This window comes from Escherichia sp. 93.0816 (genome assembly GCF_013368855.2).
Classification (GTDB): Bacteria; Pseudomonadota; Gammaproteobacteria; order Enterobacterales; family Enterobacteriaceae; genus Escherichia; species Escherichia ruysiae.
Map to the genome: position 1 here is coordinate 17,400 of NZ_JABWNC020000023.1, position 20,749 is coordinate 38,148.

At 45.7% G+C, this 20,749-nt stretch carries 25 protein-coding genes; 24 read left to right on the forward strand and 1 reads right to left on the reverse strand.

The genetic code is table 11. From position 1 onward, the window contains the following. Positions 1-44: 44 nt before the first annotated feature. The 6 genes from HEM79_RS18710 to HEM79_RS18735 all read left to right on the forward strand — a co-directional run bounded on the left by HEM79_RS18710 (position 45) and on the right by HEM79_RS18735 (position 2,690). Entirely contained in the window at positions 45-245 is a 201-nt protein-coding gene (locus HEM79_RS18710) for a hypothetical protein (protein ID WP_021533191.1), read from the forward strand. Between the two features lie 3 nt (positions 246-248). After that, entirely contained in the window at positions 249-1,079 is an 831-nt protein-coding gene (locus HEM79_RS18715) for an SPFH domain-containing protein (RefSeq protein ID WP_000715581.1), read from the forward strand. 91 nt (positions 1,080-1,170) lie between these two features. Then, a complete protein-coding gene (locus HEM79_RS18720) occupies positions 1,171-1,596 on the forward strand; it encodes a DUF7238 family protein (protein ID WP_033803584.1) in 426 nt (141 codons plus the stop codon). Positions 1,597-1,651: 55 nt separating this feature from the next. Continuing rightward, a complete protein-coding gene (locus HEM79_RS18725; RefSeq protein ID WP_001265407.1) occupies positions 1,652-1,927 on the forward strand; it encodes a hypothetical protein in 276 nt (91 codons plus the stop codon). A gap of 215 nt (positions 1,928-2,142) precedes the next feature. Next, entirely contained in the window at positions 2,143-2,478 is a 336-nt protein-coding gene (locus HEM79_RS18730; protein WP_000644408.1) for a hypothetical protein, read from the forward strand. Continuing rightward, a complete protein-coding gene (locus HEM79_RS18735) occupies positions 2,478-2,690 on the forward strand; it encodes a hypothetical protein (RefSeq protein ID WP_001229345.1) in 213 nt (70 codons plus the stop codon). Before HEM79_RS18730 ends, HEM79_RS18735 begins: the two co-directional genes overlap by 1 nt. A 579-nt stretch (positions 2,691-3,269) precedes the next feature. Here HEM79_RS18735 and HEM79_RS18740 read toward each other — a convergent pair. Then, positions 3,270-4,484, reverse strand: a complete 1,215-nt coding sequence (locus HEM79_RS18740) for a RepB family plasmid replication initiator protein (protein ID WP_024219435.1) — start codon at positions 4,482-4,484, stop codon at positions 3,270-3,272. Between the two features lie 201 nt (positions 4,485-4,685). Between HEM79_RS18740 and HEM79_RS18745 the strand changes: the two genes are divergently transcribed. The 18 genes from HEM79_RS18745 to HEM79_RS18825 all read left to right on the forward strand — a co-directional run bounded on the left by HEM79_RS18745 (position 4,686) and on the right by HEM79_RS18825 (position 20,729). Further along, on the forward strand, positions 4,686-5,330 hold the full coding sequence (locus HEM79_RS18745; RefSeq protein WP_000364573.1) for a hypothetical protein: 645 nt from the start codon (positions 4,686-4,688) through the stop codon (positions 5,328-5,330). A 254-nt stretch (positions 5,331-5,584) separates the two neighbouring features. Further along, positions 5,585-6,670 carry a metallophosphoesterase family protein gene (locus HEM79_RS18750; protein ID WP_000174803.1) on the forward strand — a complete coding sequence of 362 codons (1,086 nt, stop codon included), beginning with the start codon at positions 5,585-5,587 and terminating at the stop codon, positions 6,668-6,670. Further along, on the forward strand, positions 6,625-6,903 hold the full coding sequence (locus tag HEM79_RS23070) for a hypothetical protein (RefSeq protein ID WP_001308884.1): 279 nt from the start codon (positions 6,625-6,627) through the stop codon (positions 6,901-6,903). The genes HEM79_RS18750 and HEM79_RS23070 overlap by 46 nt, the downstream gene beginning before the upstream one ends. Further along, entirely contained in the window at positions 6,900-8,816 is a 1,917-nt protein-coding gene (locus HEM79_RS18755) for an AAA family ATPase (protein ID WP_001404451.1), read from the forward strand. Before HEM79_RS23070 ends, HEM79_RS18755 begins: the two co-directional genes overlap by 4 nt. After that, positions 8,806-9,549 carry a hypothetical protein gene (locus tag HEM79_RS18760; RefSeq protein ID WP_000008655.1) on the forward strand — a complete coding sequence of 248 codons (744 nt, stop codon included), beginning with the start codon at positions 8,806-8,808 and terminating at the stop codon, positions 9,547-9,549. Before HEM79_RS18755 ends, HEM79_RS18760 begins: the two co-directional genes overlap by 11 nt. A 9-nt stretch (positions 9,550-9,558) precedes the next feature. After that, positions 9,559-10,128, forward strand: a complete 570-nt coding sequence (locus HEM79_RS18765) for a hypothetical protein (protein WP_000037962.1) — start codon at positions 9,559-9,561, stop codon at positions 10,126-10,128. A gap of 73 nt (positions 10,129-10,201) precedes the next feature. Beyond that, positions 10,202-12,517: a class 1a ribonucleoside-diphosphate reductase subunit alpha gene (nrdA, locus tag HEM79_RS18770; RefSeq protein ID WP_060965161.1), complete on the forward strand. Its 2,316-nt coding sequence runs from the start codon at positions 10,202-10,204 to the stop codon at positions 12,515-12,517. Between the two features lie 106 nt (positions 12,518-12,623). After that, a complete protein-coding gene (nrdB, locus tag HEM79_RS18775; protein ID WP_000122502.1) occupies positions 12,624-13,766 on the forward strand; it encodes a class Ia ribonucleoside-diphosphate reductase subunit beta in 1,143 nt (380 codons plus the stop codon). A gap of 77 nt (positions 13,767-13,843) precedes the next feature. Continuing rightward, the gene (locus tag HEM79_RS18780; protein ID WP_001011861.1) at positions 13,844-14,713 is read left to right on the forward strand and encodes a hypothetical protein; all 870 of its coding nucleotides are present in this window, start codon (positions 13,844-13,846) and stop codon (positions 14,711-14,713) included. 171 nt (positions 14,714-14,884) lie between these two features. Further along, on the forward strand, positions 14,885-15,988 hold the full coding sequence (locus HEM79_RS18785) for a thymidylate synthase (protein ID WP_176242875.1): 1,104 nt from the start codon (positions 14,885-14,887) through the stop codon (positions 15,986-15,988). A gap of 1 nt (position 15,989) precedes the next feature. Beyond that, positions 15,990-16,403 (forward strand): hypothetical protein, encoded by a 414-nt coding sequence (locus HEM79_RS18790; RefSeq protein ID WP_001308886.1) that lies wholly within the window; start codon positions 15,990-15,992, stop codon positions 16,401-16,403. Further along, positions 16,400-16,876: a trimethoprim-resistant dihydrofolate reductase DfrA51 gene (gene dfrA51, locus HEM79_RS18795; protein WP_000781810.1), complete on the forward strand. Its 477-nt coding sequence runs from the start codon at positions 16,400-16,402 to the stop codon at positions 16,874-16,876. The genes HEM79_RS18790 and dfrA51 overlap by 4 nt, the downstream gene beginning before the upstream one ends. After that, positions 16,876-17,520, forward strand: coding sequence for an AAA family ATPase (locus tag HEM79_RS18800; RefSeq protein WP_000386469.1), 645 nt, complete (start codon positions 16,876-16,878; stop codon positions 17,518-17,520). Before dfrA51 ends, HEM79_RS18800 begins: the two co-directional genes overlap by 1 nt. A gap of 61 nt (positions 17,521-17,581) precedes the next feature. Then, positions 17,582-18,001 carry a hypothetical protein gene (locus HEM79_RS18805; RefSeq protein ID WP_001718079.1) on the forward strand — a complete coding sequence of 140 codons (420 nt, stop codon included), beginning with the start codon at positions 17,582-17,584 and terminating at the stop codon, positions 17,999-18,001. A gap of 9 nt (positions 18,002-18,010) precedes the next feature. After that, positions 18,011-18,568 carry a 3'-5' exonuclease gene (locus HEM79_RS18810; protein ID WP_176242874.1) on the forward strand — a complete coding sequence of 186 codons (558 nt, stop codon included), beginning with the start codon at positions 18,011-18,013 and terminating at the stop codon, positions 18,566-18,568. A gap of 158 nt (positions 18,569-18,726) precedes the next feature. Next, positions 18,727-19,536 (forward strand): hypothetical protein, encoded by an 810-nt coding sequence (locus tag HEM79_RS18815; protein ID WP_024219428.1) that lies wholly within the window; start codon positions 18,727-18,729, stop codon positions 19,534-19,536. 183 nt (positions 19,537-19,719) lie between these two features. Beyond that, complete coding sequence (locus HEM79_RS18820; RefSeq protein WP_000559568.1) at positions 19,720-20,313, forward strand: phage N-6-adenine-methyltransferase; 594 nt, start codon at positions 19,720-19,722, stop codon at positions 20,311-20,313. 185 nt (positions 20,314-20,498) lie between these two features. Then, a complete protein-coding gene (locus HEM79_RS18825; protein ID WP_000121543.1) occupies positions 20,499-20,729 on the forward strand; it encodes a hypothetical protein in 231 nt (76 codons plus the stop codon). The last annotated feature ends 20 nt before the right edge of the window (positions 20,730-20,749 follow it).

Consider the following 20,749-nt stretch of genomic DNA (forward strand, 5'->3'; position numbering starts at 1 on the left):
GCACTTACTTATTATTTTCGCATAACAACCACATAGGAAAACACATGATCAAAATCTATCTATTGGCAGTAGCCACAGGCCTTTCAGTGGCTCTCATCTACGGTTTACTGGTTCCGTCGCTGATTTCTACCAAGAGTGATTTAGCCGTCATGTTTGGAGTTATCGTTGGTTTTGGTGCTCCTGTAATCGGTCTTATTGCTGGTCGTAAGTTTATCAACTCATTAATCAAAGCAAAGGGGAAATAAGTAATGAAGAAAGGTTTACTTGCAGTTGCTCTGGCGGCTATTTGCACAATGGGTCTTACTGGCTGTGATCGCGTGGAGCCTGGATACGTTGGCATCAAAGTAAACAAATTAGGTGAAGACAAAGGGATTGGTGAAGTGGTTGGCGTTGGTCGCCAATGGACAGGTCTTAACACCGAACTTTACGTATTCCCGACCTTCAAACAAATGAAGACCTACGACGAGCCGTTCACATTCCAGATGAGTGACGGTACTGCTATTGGTCACAAAATTGGCGTTGCGTATCTGGTTAATCGTGACAAGGTAACGACGGTGTTCCAGACCTATCGCAAAGGCGTAGACGATATCACCGAATCAGATCTGCGTCAGAAAATTGCCGACTCTCTAAACCGTTTGGCCAGCCGTATGACCACTGACTCATTTATCGACGGTGGTAAGGCACAATTGCTGGACAACGCACTGAAAGATATTCAGAAAGAGATGTCTCCGGTTGGTATTGAGGTACTGAGCCTGTCATGGGTTGGAAAGCCTGATTACCCAAAAACTGTCATTGAATCTATTAACGCCAAAGTAACGGCTAACCAGCGTACTCTGCAACGTCAGCAGGAAGTTGAACAACGTAAAGCTGAGGCGAATATGCTACGTGAACAGGCTAATGGTGAAGCTGATGCTATCCGTGCTCGTGCGCAAGCAGAAGCAGACGCCATTCGTCTGCGCGGTGAAGCTCTGCGTCAAAACCCGAACGTTATGGAACTGGAAGCCATCAATAAATGGAATGGCCAGTTACCGCAGTACATGACTCAAGGGGCTAACACTCCTTTCATTACAGTGAAATAACTCCCCTAAAAAGTTCAGGCGTCCAGTTGGACGCCTTTTTTATCGCAATTATCTTATTAAGAAAACAATTTGTTTAAAAGGATAAGAAAACATGACAGCTATTAAGAAACTCTACGATGCCGCAAACGTGGCTCTGGATGTTATTGATGATGAAGCAGCAAAAGGCTTTCCTGAACCTGATTGGGCGCATCAGCTACGAAACGCTATCGCCGAAATGAATCCACCAGATCCGACCACCGACGAGACAGACTGGCAGCGATTTATCCGTATGTACGCTCAGGAAATAGGTCCAACGCCAACGGCAGAGCAAGCAATGCTGCTGAAATACTTCAAAGAGGCGGGAGAGGATTTACCAATTGATGACTCAGCATATTGGTTCCACTGCGCATGGCGTAAGTATGACGTGATATTCACACAAGGCATGGGGAGCAAAGATATGGTTGTGTGGCATCTACTCCATATAGACACAGCCGTTGACAGAGTTATTGAACAGTTTTTCCCTAAACAAGAAGATTGATCGCCTATTCATAACTAACAAAATAAGTAAACACTAACCACAAAAGGAAAAACACATGAGAGTTTTAGTTCGAATCGTTACCAGCACTGTCTATGACGTGTTTCCGCTTTTTATGGTCAAAGCCGATGGCCTTAACGACGAAGAAACTGACGCGCTGATCCAGCGTATTCTCGTTGAATATACAGGTCATGACGCTGATTCAGTGATGGTTGATGATGATGGTGTTTGTTGGCATAACGGCAACTGTTGGTACGTAGAAGAGACTCAACAAATCAGTGATGAAGATGCCGCACATCTTGAGCGTATTTTAAGCATCAGCACTTTTGAGTGAGTTTACAGTAAAATTTATATAAGTTAGTATCTACCTATCATGAAGATTTTTATTGAATACTTGTTACTCATCGTTTCAATAGCTTTTGTCATCGACTGCATTTTCACCGGTGTCATTCGTAAAGTCTTTTCCCCGGTGAACGACGTAGTCATAAACGCTTTGGCTATCGTGCTCGTATTTAATTCAGCATTTGATGTAATCAAAGAGGTGGCAGCATGAAGGCCATCCCATTCGCGCTGTTGTTCCTTTCTTCGATCGTTGTGGCCGACACCACTGTTTATCAGTGTGAAATGTCTGTAGCCGACGTTAAGAATGGCGCTCTTACCGACGTCATAAAAGCACCATATGGAGCGATGGTCGTAGACAGCGGCGACCAGTTCTATGTTGTGCGTGACGATCGAGTGTTGTCATCCCCATATCTCACAAATCGTAATGGCAAATTAACCGGCGTCGGAGAAGACCACTTCGTATACAACAAATACAAGGGCTTCTATGGTGTTCACGCTTCTCAGCAAAGCTACCTTTTCGATGACTGCAAGGAGGTTGGATAATGGCATTAACACTGGCAGGTCTGGAAATCGAGAAAACAAGCGGCTACTGGCGTGCTAAGGGTTTCAAGCAGCCTGGCATTCTTGAGCGTCTGGAACGTGAAGATGGGTATATCGTCCACCAGCGGCGTGAATGGCGTATGTACGATCCAGAAACAGGAAAACTGACTACAAAAGCCGGAACACTTTGGGGTCTGTTAAAGAAAATACACTAAATGCAAACTGACTGCGGCACGTTCCGCAGTCATATTTCATAGTCGTCACCGCTGACAGCATACACAATCAACTACCGCTGATAGCATATCGAGAGTCTATCTCACCGCTCACAGCATACTTTACTCGATTTTTTACCGCTGACAGCATACTTAAGACATTGCATGAATAATGTGTACCGGTATGGGTATAACCAGAACAAAATTACCGCTGGCAGCATACGAAGGTCTGACATATACCATTAATTACCGCTGATAGCATATCCAAACAAAAATTCCTCAATAAAACACCGCTGACAGCATACGTTCTATCAGGGAGCAGCAGGCAATAAATGCCTTTCACTACAAGCAATCAGCGCAATAGCAATAGAATGTTAGTGAGCGCAAACCTATATGGAATGCACTCTTCGAGGTTAGTAACCACTGGGGAGGTATGACAGAGCATTGAGTGGTGATAGATGATTTACCGCCCACAGCATACGTTCATCTCACTATACCGCTGGTAGCATATATTTAACCGTTTACAGCATACTTTTCAGAAAAATAGCCGCTGATAGCATACATTTCACCGCTGACAGCATATCAAAGCAGTTTGAGACTATTGGAAAGGATCTCAATCATCTTGATATTTTCAGGCGTCAAATTCTGCGAAAGTTCGGTTATCTTGTTGATAATGTTCTGTTTGGCATCAATTTCCCCAGCTTTCTCATCTAGTTTTTTGGGTTCGATGTCTTCAGGTTTTGGCGGTGCGACTTTGAGTTTTGGATTGCGGCTGTGAATCTGGATATAGATCGACCGCCCTCGCTTAATCTCGCTGTATTCGAGATAACCCAAATCTTGGAGAGCTTTTAAGCCGTTGCGTATAGTCTGATTCTGCGAGCTGACATTCCTGCTACTCAAATTGAGTCGCGCACGCAATCGAGCAAGCGATACCGGCGCAGGCTTGGTTGGAAGACTTTCGATGAAGGTGTACAGAGCCTGTGCTGTTTCTTTGCGTGGTAGCTTATTGATAACCTTTAACTGCAAAAGAACCTTATGGTCAAAGCGATATAGTTCGGCCAGCTTCGGTTCTGCATAGAACACCACCGTATCTTTCTGCTCGTTGTAGTCCACGCTATTGATGAGGTGCACCATCAGAAGCGAGATCTTGTTAGAGCCGTCGACGTTCTTTTCTTCATACGTTCTCTGGAAAGACAGAGTTGTACGCATGATCTTCAAAAGACTGTTTGTAAGCCGGTCGCGGAGTGTTTTGCGGATCTGTGACGATGGATAGCCACAAAACTTCGCAAATTTCGTGATGCTTAACTCGACACGACCGTTAGGTTCGCCGTATTCTGCCAGCGAACGCACAACGCCCACCCACGTTTTGAAATCATGATCCATGTCGAGACGAGGACCGGTTATCTTGATATCGGAATAGCCTTCAGAACGGGCTACTTCGAGCTGAACAAGCTCCTTTGAAGCATCGATCTCATTTGGCTTGTTACGCTTGCTGTATTTTGTCCCCTTGAGCGTGGGCACGAACAATCCCAGCCGCATCAACGCAATTGGTTGGACTGTATTGTTGCTATTAGGGACAAGTTCCCCTGTGTACAATTCAAGGGAACCTTCTTCAAAGTTGTCGAGATTATCTTCTACTTCTTTGTTATTTTTACCTTTTTTATTTTTTGTGGACATGTGGACACCTTTGTCATTCAACCGCTGACAGCATACTTGATTTGCCGCTGACAGAATACCAAAAACAGTTGGCAGCATACGGTGAACCGCTGACAGACTATCAATTACCGCTGACAGCATACATGAACATGGCTTCAGACCAGTCGTGGCGCGGCTTACAGCGATCGGGGATCTTATTTGATCTATACAAGGATCTATCTATGGATCTCTTTATTAGGATCTATCCTGTGGATATGTGAATAATTAAAACAGGCATTTACTACCTTCGGCGCACCTGGTGGGTTATCGTTGCCTCGGCTAACAATCACAGAAAAATGACATATGGATCTAAAACGCACGCGCTGGGTTCGTCGTCTTGAAGACGGCTCCTACACTATCGAATCAAATTCCAACCTGAATAAGCAGAAGTTGCTTTGTGACATCTGCGGTATAGCGGCGAAGTGCCCGATCTACGAAACCAGAATTAAACTTGATAAGGCTGGTGTGAATTTTCATTTAAACAGTTGCATCAGGTACGTTCCATTACTCGCATTTCGTAAACCGATCATCGGATTGGATGCTCCCTACTTCAACACACTCCGTTCAGGTGTGACGTGGCGAGATCGTTTATCACCAGACAAGCTGATTTGCCTCGTATCCGCAGACACAGGGAAAATCATCCGTTTTGGGAAAGTAGACAAGGTTTACTCAGGCCCAGTAGACGAAATGTTGCGGAAACACAGCCGGTTTAATCATCTCTGTATGGGTGGTGAGAAAATCGAGAAAGTAGAAGAAGTGATCCGCAAATCCTACGGACACTTTCTGACCAAAGATAGCCTGCTCACCGCAATCTACATCAGACATGTAAAACGTGAGTTCGACCTCGAATACCACAGCGAAGAAGAGCTTAACCTTGTTGACCCACGTCCAAAAGCTGGCGTCATAAGCATAAACGCAGCGCGTAAAAAGCCCACTGACGCGCTGTAACCCTCCAGATCGTATATTGGCGTAGATAGAATCTACGCCCCCTCAAAATAGCTCTCATAGCGTTCTACAGTGATCCTGTCTTATTTTTAGTCATACAGACAAGCAAAGTTGCGCCACGATAAATAGGTATATACTTACTTATAAATTTTGTATATTAAGGCGCTCGTTTCATTCCTAACATACCGTTATGCATAGTTGTTTACCTCCTCATTGCTCTTAGAATTTGTATCAAAATAACCACAAAGGAAAAATACATGACTTTGCCATACGGCGTCATTTCTGACTGCCACTACCACAAATGGGATGCGTTCTCCACGACGAACGCTGAGGGGCTTAACTCCAGACTTGAAATACAGTTGGAAGCAACGAAAGAAGCAGCCATCGCCATGAAGAAGGCCGGTTGTAAGTACATGTTGGTTGCCGGTGATACATTTCACGTCCGAGGAACTGTGTCCCCTTCTGTTTTGCATTACGTAACTGAAACGTACAAGTGGATTATCAACGAGCTTGATCTGACAGTAGTAATGCTGGCCGGTAATCACGATCTTGAAACCAACGATTCAGTATATAGCGCCAACGCAGCAGCATCGCTGAGTTCTATCGGCGTGGTAATCGTATGTGGCAAGCGCCCACACTCAATAAAAATTGGTGATGTGACTGTCCACCTGATTAGCTGGCGTAACAATCATGCGGAGCTTATCAGCGATCTGAAAGCATTACGTAAGAGCGTAGAAGGTGATAATCATGACGTTGTTATCCATACATCCATTAACAAAGCCATTCCAACAATGCCTGACGTCGGTATCGATGCGCAGGAGTTAAAGGATATCGGCTTTCGTCTCGTGCTTAGTGGGCATTACCACAACCACAAAGAGGTCATTCCTGGAGTTATCAGTGTCGGTGCACTGACTCATCAAAATTGGGGAGATGTTGGATCTCTGGCTGGCTACATGATCGTAAACCCGGACGGCAGTTTCAGTCACTACGAAACCAGTGCGCCTAAATTCATTAACCTGGAAGATGATGTTGCTGATGACCAAATTCGCGGCAACTACGTGCGTTTCCGCGCCGTAATTGAGAACGATGAAGAAGGCATTAAGTACCAGAACATCCTCAAAACAATGGGTGCAAAAGGTGTCGTGTGCAACTTCATCCGTAAGTCATCAATGATGGAAGGGACAGCCAGCACAACTGAAACCAGCAAAATCGATAGCCTGGGAGAGTCGGTATCTGCTTATTGCAAGATTGTCCACGATACTGACGGCGGATTTGATCTGAGCAAATTGGATATTTTGTGTCAGGAAATCCTCACCGAAGCGGAGAGTTCGGAGGCTGTGTGAAGCAAAGTCGTTATGGGAGCTTTCGAGACTTTGCCATCACGATGAAAAGACTTGAACGAGGCCAGACGGTGATGTTTCACAAGCCCTACCCGCCACAAGGAAATCCCGTAGCGTTTTATCTTGGAAGGTTAACAAGAAAAGGCGTATTGAGGCGCAGATCCTTCCCGGCGCATACGGAGTTCAGATTGAAAGAAGGCCAAAAGCTAACACACGGTATCAGAGGTGTTATATGAAGTTTTTAAAGCTCCAGGTTGAGAATTTTATGGCTATCGCCAGCGCGGAGGTCGAGTTAGATCAGCGTGGTTTAGTGCTTATTCAGGGTGTTAATAGTGATGATAGTTCCGCATCAAGTAATGGCTCTGGAAAGTCAACTCTAATGAATAGCCTGATGTGGTGTCTTTATGGCGAAACAGCTCATGGTGTGAAGGGTGACGATGTGTTGTCTACCGACCATGAAAAGAACTGTCGTGTTGCAGTAACCATCGAGGATGAAGGCAAGAGATACGCAATCATTCGTCACCGTAAACACAAAGAGTTCAAAAATCGTCTTATCGTTCGTGGTGAAGATGGCGATATGACGAAAGGCAAAGATGCGCTGACGCAGGAGTTCGTCGAGCGTCTGATCGGTGCATCTAAAGAGGTTTTCATGGCTTCCATCTATGCGAGCCAAGAAGCTATGCCAGATTTACCTGGAATGTCCGACAAAAACCTCAAAACCATCGTAGAAGAAGCCGCTGGCGTTGACAGACTGACACGCGCCTACGCTATTGCTCGTGAGCGAGCTAATGCAGCTGCCGCACGTATGGATGTGGTTAAAACCAAATTGGAGTCGACAATCTCGACCATTGAGGCAACACAGTCAGAAATTGAGTCAGCGAAAGCCTCCTCTGAATCATGGGAGCAAGAGCGTTCTAAACGTTATGACGATGCCCTGGCTGGGCTGGCCAGTGCCGAAGTTGAGTTAACGGAAGTTGAACTTGAGATCCGCACTCTTCCCGAACAGATACGTGATACCGAGAAGGCAATCGAAAGTGAGCGCAAAAAGTTAGCCTCAAAAGAAGAACATGACGCCAAGTTGCTCAAAGTTCGTGGTGCGATAACTGATATTCGGGCAAGCATCAAAGCTACAGAAAATAGTCAGGCTGATGCAATGAGCCGCGCGCGCAATTTTAAGACCAAAGCAGAAGAGGTTGGTACTAAAGTAGGATCACCATGCCCTACTTGTGGCAAAGCCTACTGCGAAGAAGATCTATCAACGGTGAAGGAGAATTTCATTGAACAAGCACGTCAGGAAATTGGTCAGGCGAAGACACTTGCAGAGGCAATGGCTAAACACAAAACGAATCTTGAGAAAGCGTTAAGCATTGAGTCTGCCCTTGTTAAAACGACACCTGATGTAACGGCTATCATTGCCCGGATTGAAGAGCTTACGAAACAACTCTCATCTTTGCGTCATCGTGAGAAGGAGGTTGTTGCTATTGAGTCTCTTGTGACTCGTGCTCGTACTGAGGTCGATCGTATATCAAAAGAGATTAATCCGTTTATTGCTCTTATCGCCAGACACGAAGATAACTTGGTATCCAGTAAGTCTACCTTCAAGTCCTTAAAAGATGAGTTGAAGGCTATTCAGGAACAAACGTTGCTATTGGAAAAAGCTCGTCAGGTCTACTCTCCTGCCGGGGTGCGTTCTCATATTTTGACGTCTGTTACGCCTTTCCTGAATACACGCACTGCCGAGTATCTCAATACGTTGTCTGACGGGAATATTACTGCTGAGTGGTCGACGATGGATGTCACTAAAAAAGGTGAGTATCGCGACAAATTCAACATTAGTGTGCAGAAGAAAGGTTCAAGTAAGTCGTTCCAGACCCTCTCTGGTGGTGAGAAGCGGAAGGTTCGCATTGCGTGTTCTTTGGCATTGCAGGATCTGGTTAGTAACCGGGCGAGTAAAAACATCGATTTGTTTATCGGCGACGAAATTGACGATGCACTCGATACAGCCGGTCTTGAACGCCTCATGGGTATTCTGGAGTCCAAAGCTCGCGAGCGAGGTACTGTGCTGATTATCTCCCATAAAGAGATGAAGTCATGGTTCCGGGAAACTATTACGCTGGAAGTTAAAGAGGGGCGCAGCTATGTCGTTTAAATTAAGCCGCTCGCAGTTTTTGCAGGTATTTGCAGTGATGCAGTCGATAAAACTGATCAATGGGCATACTTCCAATGGTGCGGCTCCACGTATTCTGTGGGGCAGCAACAATATTGACGGAGTACAATTCGCCGCGTTGCTTGGTCTAATATCCGAGACGCCATTGATGCAAAGTTTGAAATCACTACCACCTGGATGTATTGCGCCGATCCTGATTAATCCTTTTGTTGAGGGGGGATATCTTCCCAACGTCGGGCCTGGGTTTATTGCATCCCATGAAACTGAAGATCTTAACATTAATAGCGAAGGGTTCTTTGGGGGAATGGGTGCGCATCACTGTATGGCTTTCACGAACCTTATTCGACTTGCCAATAAGCGGGTGGATAGTTTGGCATCGCCAGGTGATGCTTTTACTGGTTTCCTTATCCAAAGGAGGGATAAAAAGTACAGTGCGGACAAACTACAGTTTGTTGGTAAGTATGGAGAAATGGTAGAAATCGAACTTCAGCTCCCTCATGTTTTAGCAAACGATAGTGCAGACAGTCGGAGGCTATTGGGCATCATGCGTCATTTCATAGCAAGTGGTGTTAAACATGCCGCAGATAAACGTGTCACGCAGGAAAATGAGTATTCAGACTTTGCAAACTATCCCCAACCAACGTTGCAAACGGCAATAGTAGCCAATTCGTTGGAGGCGAGATTATTGGAAAACCCTATATGGGGAACATGGTAAGGAGACTATATGAGTAAAAAAATCAGCGTAGTTGGTGTTGATCCCTCAATGAGCAACTTTGGGCTTGCTGTGGGCACTTTAGACCTTGAGACGGACGAACTTGAGATTCACGGCCTTACTCTTGTTGAGACTAAAGCGGGGAGTAACAAAAAGACCGTTCGTGTGAACAGTGACGATCTGCGCCGCGCCAGTGAAATATGGCGTGTTGCGAAGCCAATCATTGATAAGGCAAATATGGTTTTTTGTGAGCTACCGGTTGGGAGCCAAAACTCTCGTTCGCAGACGTCTTACGGTATTTGTATCGGTGTACTTGCGTGTGTGGATAAGCCATTGATCCAGGTTACTCCAAACGAAATCAAGCATTTTGTCGGCAATAAACTTACTACATCGAAAGAAGAGATTATCCAGTGGGCTACGAAAAAACACCCTAAAGCACCGTGGCTGCGTCGTAAGCAATCTGGACAGGATGTTCTCGTGAACAAAAACGAACATTTGGCTGATGCGGTGGCTGCCATCCATACCGGTATGCAAACAGATCAGTTCCGCCAGGTGCGCGATGTTCTTAAGTCTCTCATTTGATTTCATTGATAGGTAAGTGCTTATCTATTAACATGGGCCACTATATTTAGTGGCCCTCTTTATTTGGTGATACATGATAAGCATCGTAAAACGTAACGGCCAAACAGAGCCGTTATCCGAAGAAAAATACAACCGCGTCGTAATGTATGGCGTAGAAGGCATTCGTGGTGTAAGCGCATCCGCTGTAGCAATGGGAGCTGCGGCCAGCATTTTTGATGGGATTACCACCAGCCAGTTGCATGAGGCTTTGGTTAAATCTGCCGCTGATTTGATCTCACCAGAAGCACCAAATTACTCACAGGTGGCTGCCCGCCTGAACATTTTTAAAATCCGCAAAGATGCCTTCGGTCGTTACGACTATCCGAACTTCTACCAACACATTGTCAAGAACGTTAACAAGGGCGTTTATGACAAGGATTTGCTGACACATTATTCGTTTGAAGAGATCGAAGAACTCGGCAATTACATTAAGCCGAAACGTGACGATCTTTTTGGCTATGCAGCTACGGTGCAGTTGCAAAGCAAATACCTCGTTCAAAACCGTGTTACTGGTGAGATTCATGAGGGGCCGCAACATATCTATATGCTGGTAGGCATGTGTCTGTTCCAGAATTGGGAAGACGACTGCGCTGGCAAAACACGTATGGAGATGGTCAAAGGTTTCTATGACGTTACAAGTACGTTCAAACTGTCTCTGCCCACACCAATCATGGCCGGCGTCCGTACTCCAACCCGTCAGTTCTCCAGTTGTGTGCTGATTGAGTCTGGCGATAGTCTGAAAGGGATTAGTGCAGCTTCAGCCGCAATTATCGACTACGTTTCACGTCGTGCTGGAATTGGTATTGGTTTTGGCCGTATCCGTGCGCTGGGCAGCGAGATCCGCAATGGTGAAGCCACCCATACCGGAGTTATTCCATTCCTGAAGCATTTCCAGACGGCTGTTAAATCTTGTTCGCAAGGTGGTGTTCGTGGTGGCGCAGCAACAGCGTTTTACCCGATCTGGCATCTTGAAGTTGAAAGTCTGCTGGTGGTGAAAAATAACCGTGGTATTGATGAAAACCGCGTTCGCCATCTTGATTACGGCGTCATGAGTAACCGTCTAATGTACCGTCGACTCGTCAGAAGCGAGAACATCACTCTGTTCAGCCCGCATGATGTGCCTGATATGTACGAAGCCTTCTTCACAGACCAGGAGCTGTTTGAAAAGCTGTACCATAAATACGAAGCCGATGATTCAATTCGCAAGAAGCCAGTACCTGCCATTGAGCTGTTCTCATCTCTGATGCAGGAACGAGCGTCCACGGGCCGAATTTATATTGCGAACGTAGATCATATTAACGAGCATGGCGCTTTCATTCCTGCTCTTGCACCTGTTCGCCAGTCAAACCTGTGCATGGAGATCACTCTACCCACTCGTCCACTGGCATTTACCGACGACCCGAACGGTGAGATCGCGCTATGCACTTTATCCGCTTTTAACCTCGGAGCCATCCGTTCACTGGAGTCTCTTAAAGAGGTGGCGTTCTATGCCGTTGCTGCACTGGATTCGTTACTGGATTATCAAGACTATCCGATGGAGGCAGCCGAAGTGCCTGCCAAAGCTCGTCGTAGCTTGGGAATTGGTGTAACCAACTTTGCTTATTACCTGGCAAAGAATGGCGTTCGTTATTCTGATACCGCTGGCAATAAACTGGTGCATGAAACGTTCGAAGCTATCCAGTATTACCTTCTTGATGCCAGCTGCCGACTTGCTGAAGCAAAAGGTGAGTGTGACTGGTTTGAGCAGACCAAGTACGCAATTGGTCAGTTGCCGATCGACCATTACCGTTCTTCATTAGACGAAAGTGGCGAAACCAACTTTGAGTTAAAGATGCCGTGGGAAGAACTGCGTGAACGTATTGCAAAATACGGCCTTCGCAACTCCACACTGACGGCACAAATGCCATGCGAGACTTCCAGCCAGATCACTAATTCCACCAACGGCATCGAACCGCCTCGTGGCCCGGTGTCGGTGAAATCTTCTAAGGACGGCATCGTTAAGATGGTCGTGCCTGAGTTTGAAAAACTGAAGGAACAGTATGAATACCTGTGGGATATGCCGGACAACCGCGGCTATCTGACAAAGGTGGCGATCATCCAGAAGTTCTTTGACCAGGCTATTTCAGCCAATACCAACTATGACCCTTCTCGCTTTGAAGGCGATAAAGTCCCAATGATGACGCTACTGTCAGATTTGCTTCTCGCCTACAAGATGGGAGTTAAAACGCTTTACTACCACAACACCAGAGATGGGGCAGGAAAGCGTGATGACGACGAACCGCAGAATCCACTGACGCAAGCTGTAGCCGTCGAGCCAGAAGATGAGTGCGACGGAGCCTGCAAAATCTGACATATGGTGGGGGATATCCCCACCTTCTCTTTGATTTGTAAGCCTTGTTTAAACACATAAGATAACAACTTGTTTAAACGCACCAAAAAAGAAAAAGGAAAAACACATGTCATATTCAACGTTCCGTTTGGGTGCTAATGATGCAACCAAAGAGCCTATGTTCCTCGGACAATCTGTCAACGTGGCACGTTACGATCAGCAAAAATACCGTGATTTTGAAAAGTTGATTGAACGTCAATTGTCTTTCTTCTGGCGGCCGGAAGAAGTTGATATTTCGAGCGATCGTATCGACTTCAACACGAAGCTGCGGGACCACGAACGTCACATTTTTCTGAGCAATCTCCGTTATCAAACGTTACTCGATTCAGTTCAGGGACGTAGCCCAAATGCAACGCTGCTGCCGCTTATCTCTATTCCTGAACTGGAAACGTGGGTTGAAACATGGTCTTTCTCTGAGACTATCCATAGCCGCAGCTACACCCACATTATTCGTGGCATGGTGGACGATCCGAGCATTGTTTTTGACGGTATTGTTACGGATGAAGAAATCATCAACCGAGCGATCAGTATCTCTGCTGAATATGACAGGCTTTATGGGATGACCTGCGAGCGCCAGTCGTTAGGTGAGAAAGAGTTTGAACGTCTGTACGTAAATGAATATGGCTGGGAGCCATACCCTTTGCATCGTCAGCTTTTCCGCACGTTGGTGTCCATTAATGCGCTTGAGGCGATCCGTTTCTATGTAAGTTTTGCATGTACGTTTGCCTTTGGCGAACGGAAGTTGCTTGAGGGTAACACCAAAATTATGCGCTTTATTGCCCGTGATGAAGCTCTGCATTGCGAAGGAACTGAACGCATGATCCGCTTCATGCGTACCGGTCGCGAAGGTTTATTGTGGAAAGAGATTGCTGCTGATGAAGAAAACGTCATTTACGACACCATGAAATCAGTCGCCGAACAAGAAATGAACTGGGCAGACTATCTCTTCAAAGACGGTTCGATGATTGGTTTAAACGCGGATATTCTGAAGACCTATGTAAAATACCGAACCAATCTGGCTATGAATCGTCTTGGCCTGAAGGCTTTATTTCCAGAAGTTACCACTGATCCGCTGGTCTGGATGAACAAGTGGTTGTTAACCGACACACTGCAAATTGCACCACAAGAGGCAGAGCAAAGCACATATCTGGTAGGTCAGATCGATTCTACCGTGGATAAGGCTTCTCTAAGCCAGTTTGCAGACCTGTAAACCGATACAAAGCATTATGTGGCCTGGCAACGCTGGGCCACAATGGATCACAAGAATTAAGAAGGAACAAAACTAGCATGAACTTTACCAAACTGACTGACCACCTGAAACTTGCCACCGATCGACTCATTGGATTTAAGCCAGAACCATATGAGTTGCATGAAGGCCATGGTGTAGCCACTGAAAGTATTTACAAGATGGTCGATCAGTTTCATGAACTCTTCCAGCATCCGAGACGCGTTATGCCGACACCAGAGCTGCTTCGTCTCCGTGCAAGCCTGATTCATGAAGAAGCTGTAGTGGAAGGTATTCCAGCTGCAATGAATGGGGATATTGAGCAACTGCTGGATGCAATGGCCGACTTTTTATACGTTGGTGTTGGTACGATGGTCGCCATCAAAGGTGGTATTTCTACCGGCATGACCTATTACACGCAGGAACAGAGCATTGATCGCTTTATGCAGACAATTTTTGTGCCCGGTAACACTGTTTTCGATGATATGGCAATGCCATTTCAGGAAGCTCGTGAGGCGTCATGTATGCTCGAAGAGCTGGCAGATAAACTTGAGAACAAGACTGTTAAGGATTCTGAGCTGATTCAGGAACTGCGCCGTGTCATGAACAAAATCTATGTGGCGTGCATGATGACCTATCGACTGGCTGATTTCCTCGGTATCAATGTAGTCGAGCTGGTTGGCGAAATTCATCGGTCTAACATGACAAAATTATGGCCTGCTGATGTAGAGGAACGTCGCCAGGCTGTGGCCAACTGCAAATACGACTCTTCAGACCTGGGATTTCGCCATGCTGATGGTACCGATAAGATGATCGGTTTTCGAATTTCCGATGGAAAGATTCTGAAGTCTCCAACCTATAGTGATGTCGATTTATCCTCCTTTGTTGAGCAAGCTAAAGCCTCAGCAATGTACGGAATGATCAAAAAATAATTGTAGGTAGTTATCTATCTATGTATATTGTGTTGGCGCGTTAAATTCCTGAAACAACTATTCGTTTTTGGTGGCCTATGGCCACCATTTTTTTATCTATCTGGCCTTGTTCTCTCAATAAATGTAAACTCACGTAATGAATAAGTGGTTGCTTATCTTTGTGAGGTTTTTGTGTCACTCCTTTTGAATCGTGAGCATACGAACGGTCAGGTAACAAACGCATCGTATGCAAAAGTTATTGAGACGGTGCTTAAAAGCGGCGTGCAGGCTGATGATCGCACAGGCACTGGTACTTTAAGCACCTGCTACGTTCCCTCTTACTACATGCTTACTGGTGGGACTGTGCCGCTTATTTCTGGAAAGGCGGTAAATCTTAAGCCACTGCTTGTCGAACTTGAGTGGTATCTGAAAGGCACGGGCAACATCCAATTTCTCAAGGATAACGGCGTTAAGATTTGGGATGCATGGGCCGATGAGAATGGCGATTTGGGGCCGGTTTACGGTAAGCAGTGGCGTCGATGGGAAGATACCCGCATCGTGAGCCATAGTGAATATCTGAGCAAGATCGCTACTTTCCGTGAATGCGGGTACAAAGTCGAGGGATACCTGGGTATCAGTGAAGATCGCGTAGTGCTGTCCCGTGAAATCGATCAGCTACAGCGTATTGTCGATACACTGCGCACGAACCCTACCGATCGTCGCATCATGCTTAACGCATGGAACGTAGGCGAGCTTGAGGATATGAAACTGCCACCTTGCCACTTTGTCTTCTCTTTGTGGAGTCGTGAGCTGGATTTTGAAACCCGTTTAACGATGGCAACTGACATTGGTCTTCAACACAGTCGCCTCGGTTACGAGTCTATCTACACCAAGATGCTATACGATCTGGAGATGGACGGCAGTGTTACTGAAGCTGAACTGGATGAACTTGGAATCCCCAAACGCATCCTCAACTCCTGCCTCGTACAGCGTAGCGTAGACACTTTTGTTGGTATGCCATTCAATATTGCTGGCTATGGCATTCTCACTCATTTTCTCGCGAAGATTACGGGTCACATGGCCGGTGCATTTGTGCATTTTGGCTTTGACGTGCATTTGTACAACAACCACATGGAAGGTGTGTGTGAGCTAATGAAACGACAGGCTCCAGAGCATTCAGATCCGGTCGTTATTTTCCCTCATGAATGGTCAGAGTTGGATGATTTCAAATGGGACGAGGTTTTAATTCTTGGCTATGACCCTCTATCGTGGATCAAGGTTCCAGTGGCGGTGTGATATGGCAAGAGGTATGTATGTCTTATGCGAAATTGAAGGTGTGCTGGCAAATGCCAGCCATCGTAAATCAGTATCTGACGCGGATGCAGGCCAGCTCATTGCCGGTGATGAACTCATTTTCCCCACCAGCCGTATGTTGCGTGGTTTTGCTCGCTCAGGGGCTGAAGTGGTGCTTATCAGTAGCCGCTCTGAAACTCTTGAAGCGCCAACTAAACGATGGCTGAAAGATTTTGGCGTTGATTATGACTGGCTTCATCTCGTACCGAATGGCACCAGTTATGAGAAGCATATTAAGCGCACATTAGCGGAGCATAAAGGCGATCTGCTTATCGCTGCGCTGGTGCACGATCCTCGACTCCGTGCCGCTTTAGCCGACTCTCACCATCGACCGGTCATCTATGAGGTGAGCAAATGAAGATGATCGCTGCTGTTGGCCGTAACTATGAGATCGGCATAGCGAATGAACTCCCCTGGCGTTGTTCTACCGATCTGAAGCTATTTAAGAGACTCACCAAAAACGCCACTGTCGTTATGGGGCGTAAAACGATGGAAAGTCTCAAACGCCCTCTTCCAGAGCGTCATAACCTCGTTTTGACGCGCTCTCATGGCTTTGTACCAAATGGATTCTACCCTGCTGGTGTGGATGATGTGTTGCGATTACCAGAGCCTGTGTGGGTGATTGGCGGGGAACAAATTTACTCGCTATTCATGCCGCATGTTGAAGAGATTTGGCTCTCCCACATCGGCGTTGATGTGCCAAACGCCGATGCATTCTTCCCGGCAAGCATGATGCGTAATTTAGGCTTTGTGCCTGTTGAAACAGCTTATACCCAACGAGCCAGCGAGGAAGAGCCTGGCTTTTCGCAGATCGTATACAGAAGGTCGTAATGGATTACCGGATTGGGATCACTGGTGCTCAGGGCAGTGGGAAAACAACCCTGGCTAAATATATCGACAAACATTACGGAATCCCTTACGTGGATGCTGGTGTCGGAAGTTTGATGAGCCGCCTCGGTGTTCGAGTAGGTGATTCTATGCCTCTATATGAGCGGCTTCAGATTCAAATGGAAATAGCAAAGCATATAGAGCTACTTACGCGTGGTGTTGAAGGCTTTGTTATCGATCGCACACCTGCTGATGTTATGGCCTACACGTTGGATTTGGTCGGCCATACAAATGAAGATCGGTGTATTGAGTTAGCCCTCGATATCGAAAAGTTTTGCCACAAAACTGCTATTTCAAACTTTAACGCCATTGCTGGCTTACGCCCGGGAGTCGCTCTCTCAGAGCGAGATTACTTGCGATCACAACGAGCATCATTAGACCGTCTGTATGTCGCTCGTATTGATGCGTTGATGTGCGGGGAACTGACAAAAATTCACCTGCATCCGCAAAGGGGAGATCTGCAAACCTTCGTCGTTTCCAACCGATATCGCACGGTTGAAGCAAGAGCCAGATCAGTGATGAGAATGCTAGATAACGCTGTAGAAAAGATAGAAAACCGGTTCTGTGGCCGAGTGACCGTTCATTAGAAATTGTTCGCCTCTTCGACATTGCGACAATAAAACTCTCAAAATGGGTTAAGGATAAAAAATGTTTAGTGAAATGTTGCTTGAAGATGAACTGGATCGGAAAACAACAGAGGCTTTGATTCGTGTAGCGGACGAACATTCCCGGTCGCTTATGAGCGATCGAGAGGCTCGTCTGGCTATTCGTGCCATATTCGAAACTGCGCAGGGGCTTGTTGGTACACAAGTGGGTGAAGCCATTAACATCGCCATGTCTCAGTTCAGTGAAGGCAGTAAAAAGCCTCTGTTTCCTATGCATTTGATGCTGGCTGGTGGCACGGTGCTTTATATCTCTGTTTGTCTGGATAGCAACCAAATCAATATTCTCAACACTGTGTCAGGTAAGTGGAAAGATCCGATTGTCTGTGAAACCAGTGAAGAAACTTTGAAAAAAGCGGCTCAATTTGTACGTAGCGCACTACTTAAGGGCGCTAAGAAGTTGTAAGGAGTTCTGATGACAACGATTGTTGCAGGCATCGATATCGAGTCTACGGGACTGGATTTCCTTGCTGGTCATAAAATTATTGAAATCGCAATTACCCGCTATGAACTGGAGACACAGAGACATATTGATAGTCTGGAGATGCGTTTTAACCCTCGCAGAAACATAGATCCGAAAGCTCAAGCCGTTCATGGCATTTCATTGGAACAGCTCGCAGCTGAACCTTTGTTGTCAAATCATGCCAGCGAAATTGGCGCTTATATGGGGGCATGTACTGTGTGGGTTGCTCATAACGGCGAAGCATTTGATATACCATTTATTCGACACGAGTTTTCAGGGTATGGAGTAAGACTGCCAGAAGTTCCTGTTATAGATACTATGTTATCGGGATTGTGGGCCACAGAAGACGGTAAACGTCCCCGCCTTGAAGAGTTGGCCTTCTCTCTTGGCTTTATATACGATCATGCCAAAGCACATAGTGCCTTATATGACACAAACTTAATGATGCAATGCTTCTTTAAGGCACGTAATAAGTACGGATTTTTTAAATTACCCTCTGAAATTGTGTAAAACAAAAGCCTACTTTAAAAAGTTTAAAGTAGGCTTTCTTTTAAAGAACAGTCGCCTTTCAATCATTTCCTGCCTGTATTTAATACTTTTCCGCCTGATAGGTTTAGTCAAAATGTAGCCATCGAAACGCAAATGTAACCAAACAGAAGGAGACTTACATGAGTTCGGTTGAAAATGTAATGACAAATGATGATCTGGACGAGCTGGCAGCCATGTTGCAATCACTTGATGAACCAGTAAAAAAAGCTGCACAGGTTGAAAATACTGATGATATTGACGATCTGCTGCTCGGCCTAGATGCTGGCGTAGCCATGAGTTCTGATGATGTTGCCGAAGAACTGTTCAATGAAGAAAAAGCAGGTGATTTCAGCTCAGCTTTAAATGAGTTGGAGTTAGCGCATGAGCCTATAAACGTAATTAACGCTGAAAGTGGTGAAGCTGCCGAAAACGAACCAGAACAGTTGGGGATCATCGAGGTTGAAGGGTGTGTTGAGATTAATGATGAATTAAAAGTTCAACAGTCAAATGATAGCAACACAAATAAAAAAGCGCGTACTGCAAGAGGTCCTCGTTTTGCTCTAAGTGATAAAGATGATGCGTTTTTCAATAAAGCGGGTTTAGAGAAAGATATTTTTTTAGACGCTTACGATAACGCGCCTGTCAAAGCAAAGGATAAGATATTAAACCTTCTTAATTGGTTTAGCGGAGGTCCAGATATTAGTGTTTACACGGTAATTTCCATGAGACACCTTCTCACAGAAAAGAAGGCTACAAGTAATAGTATTAAGATTGCTTTAATGAGCAATCCAGAAAAACCGTATCCGCTTAACACTGCGTCAACTCAGGCTGGGCAAATGATGGCTGTATTTCCAGCGACAGGAATTGCCGTTAGAGACGGTGGAAATCTAACATTGAACGAAGAATCACCGATCGTTAAGAAGTTTGTCGCGGAGTACACTATTGGATGACGTTCCCCTACTGAAAATAAAGCCCATAGAGAGCTTTATAGTGCTGGGTAAGCCAATCACATACCCAGCACCACAAAAACGCGCCAGAGAGCTTCTCGTTTGCATTTCTGGCGCGTTTTATTTGATTGCCAGACATAAAATCAAATGCAAAAATAGGTATTTACTTACCTATCGAGAAAGAAGATGATTGCAGCCGAAAAAATCAAACAGCGAAAGCGCGACAACTCTCTTCGTGACCTCTGGAGAACACCTGACTGGCTGTTTTCTGCCATTCAACGTTATCTTGGAGTGACATTTGATGTTGACGTTGCCTGCAACAAGGACAATGCAAAGCTGCCTAATTTCATAGGCGTTGAGCGTGATGCTTTGAAATCTGAATGGGGACAGCCAGGTACAATTGCCTTCCTCAATCCACCCTACTCCAAAATCTCCCCCTGGATTGATGCGGCTATACGTGAGCAGGCTCGCGGAGTTACAACAGTGATGCTAATTCCTCAATCCCTAGATACAAAGTGGTATGAGCGTGCAACAGAGTGTGCGAATGAGACGATTATTCTGTCTGGTGGCCGCGTAGCGTTTGTCGAGCCTGACGTCAATCTGGGTCAGGTAGAAGTAAACATCAACCCAGGTGGCAGTATGCTCGTTGTTTTTCGAGGATTCTGTCAGGACGCTGGGCACTCTATAAGCAAGATCCCTTTGGACGTCATGAAAAGTCTGGGAGGGTATGATCCTGCGAATGTGATCAGGAAAAAAAGACCATCAAAGAAGGCTGCTTAGTTTGTTCTGGCGTCTGTAATTAGCCTGCTTCTGTATATATAAATAACTACATATTAATTATTAATATACGGAAGCAGGCTGTTTTGTATCAGAGACTCCAGACCTGAACATCACTACAGAATCCACTAGAACCCCTTCCCAGACGCTTTAAAATCGATTTTATGAACCACTTTAAGGAAACCAACATGTCATACCCGACTAATGTCGTTGCGCTCGTAGAGAGCGATTTTCTGGCCCAGGCTCGTGAAATGATGAAAGATCGTGAGCAGGCTTTCAACTTGTACGAATGGGCAATTAAGTGCTTGCATCTTGGCGAGCATCGCGAACTTGTTGAACAGCTTTTAGGTGAGTTGATCAATGAGGTGTTTGCCTTGAATGTTCAACTACATGGTAGAGAAAATAATCAATCACAATGATAGATAAGTACAAACTATTC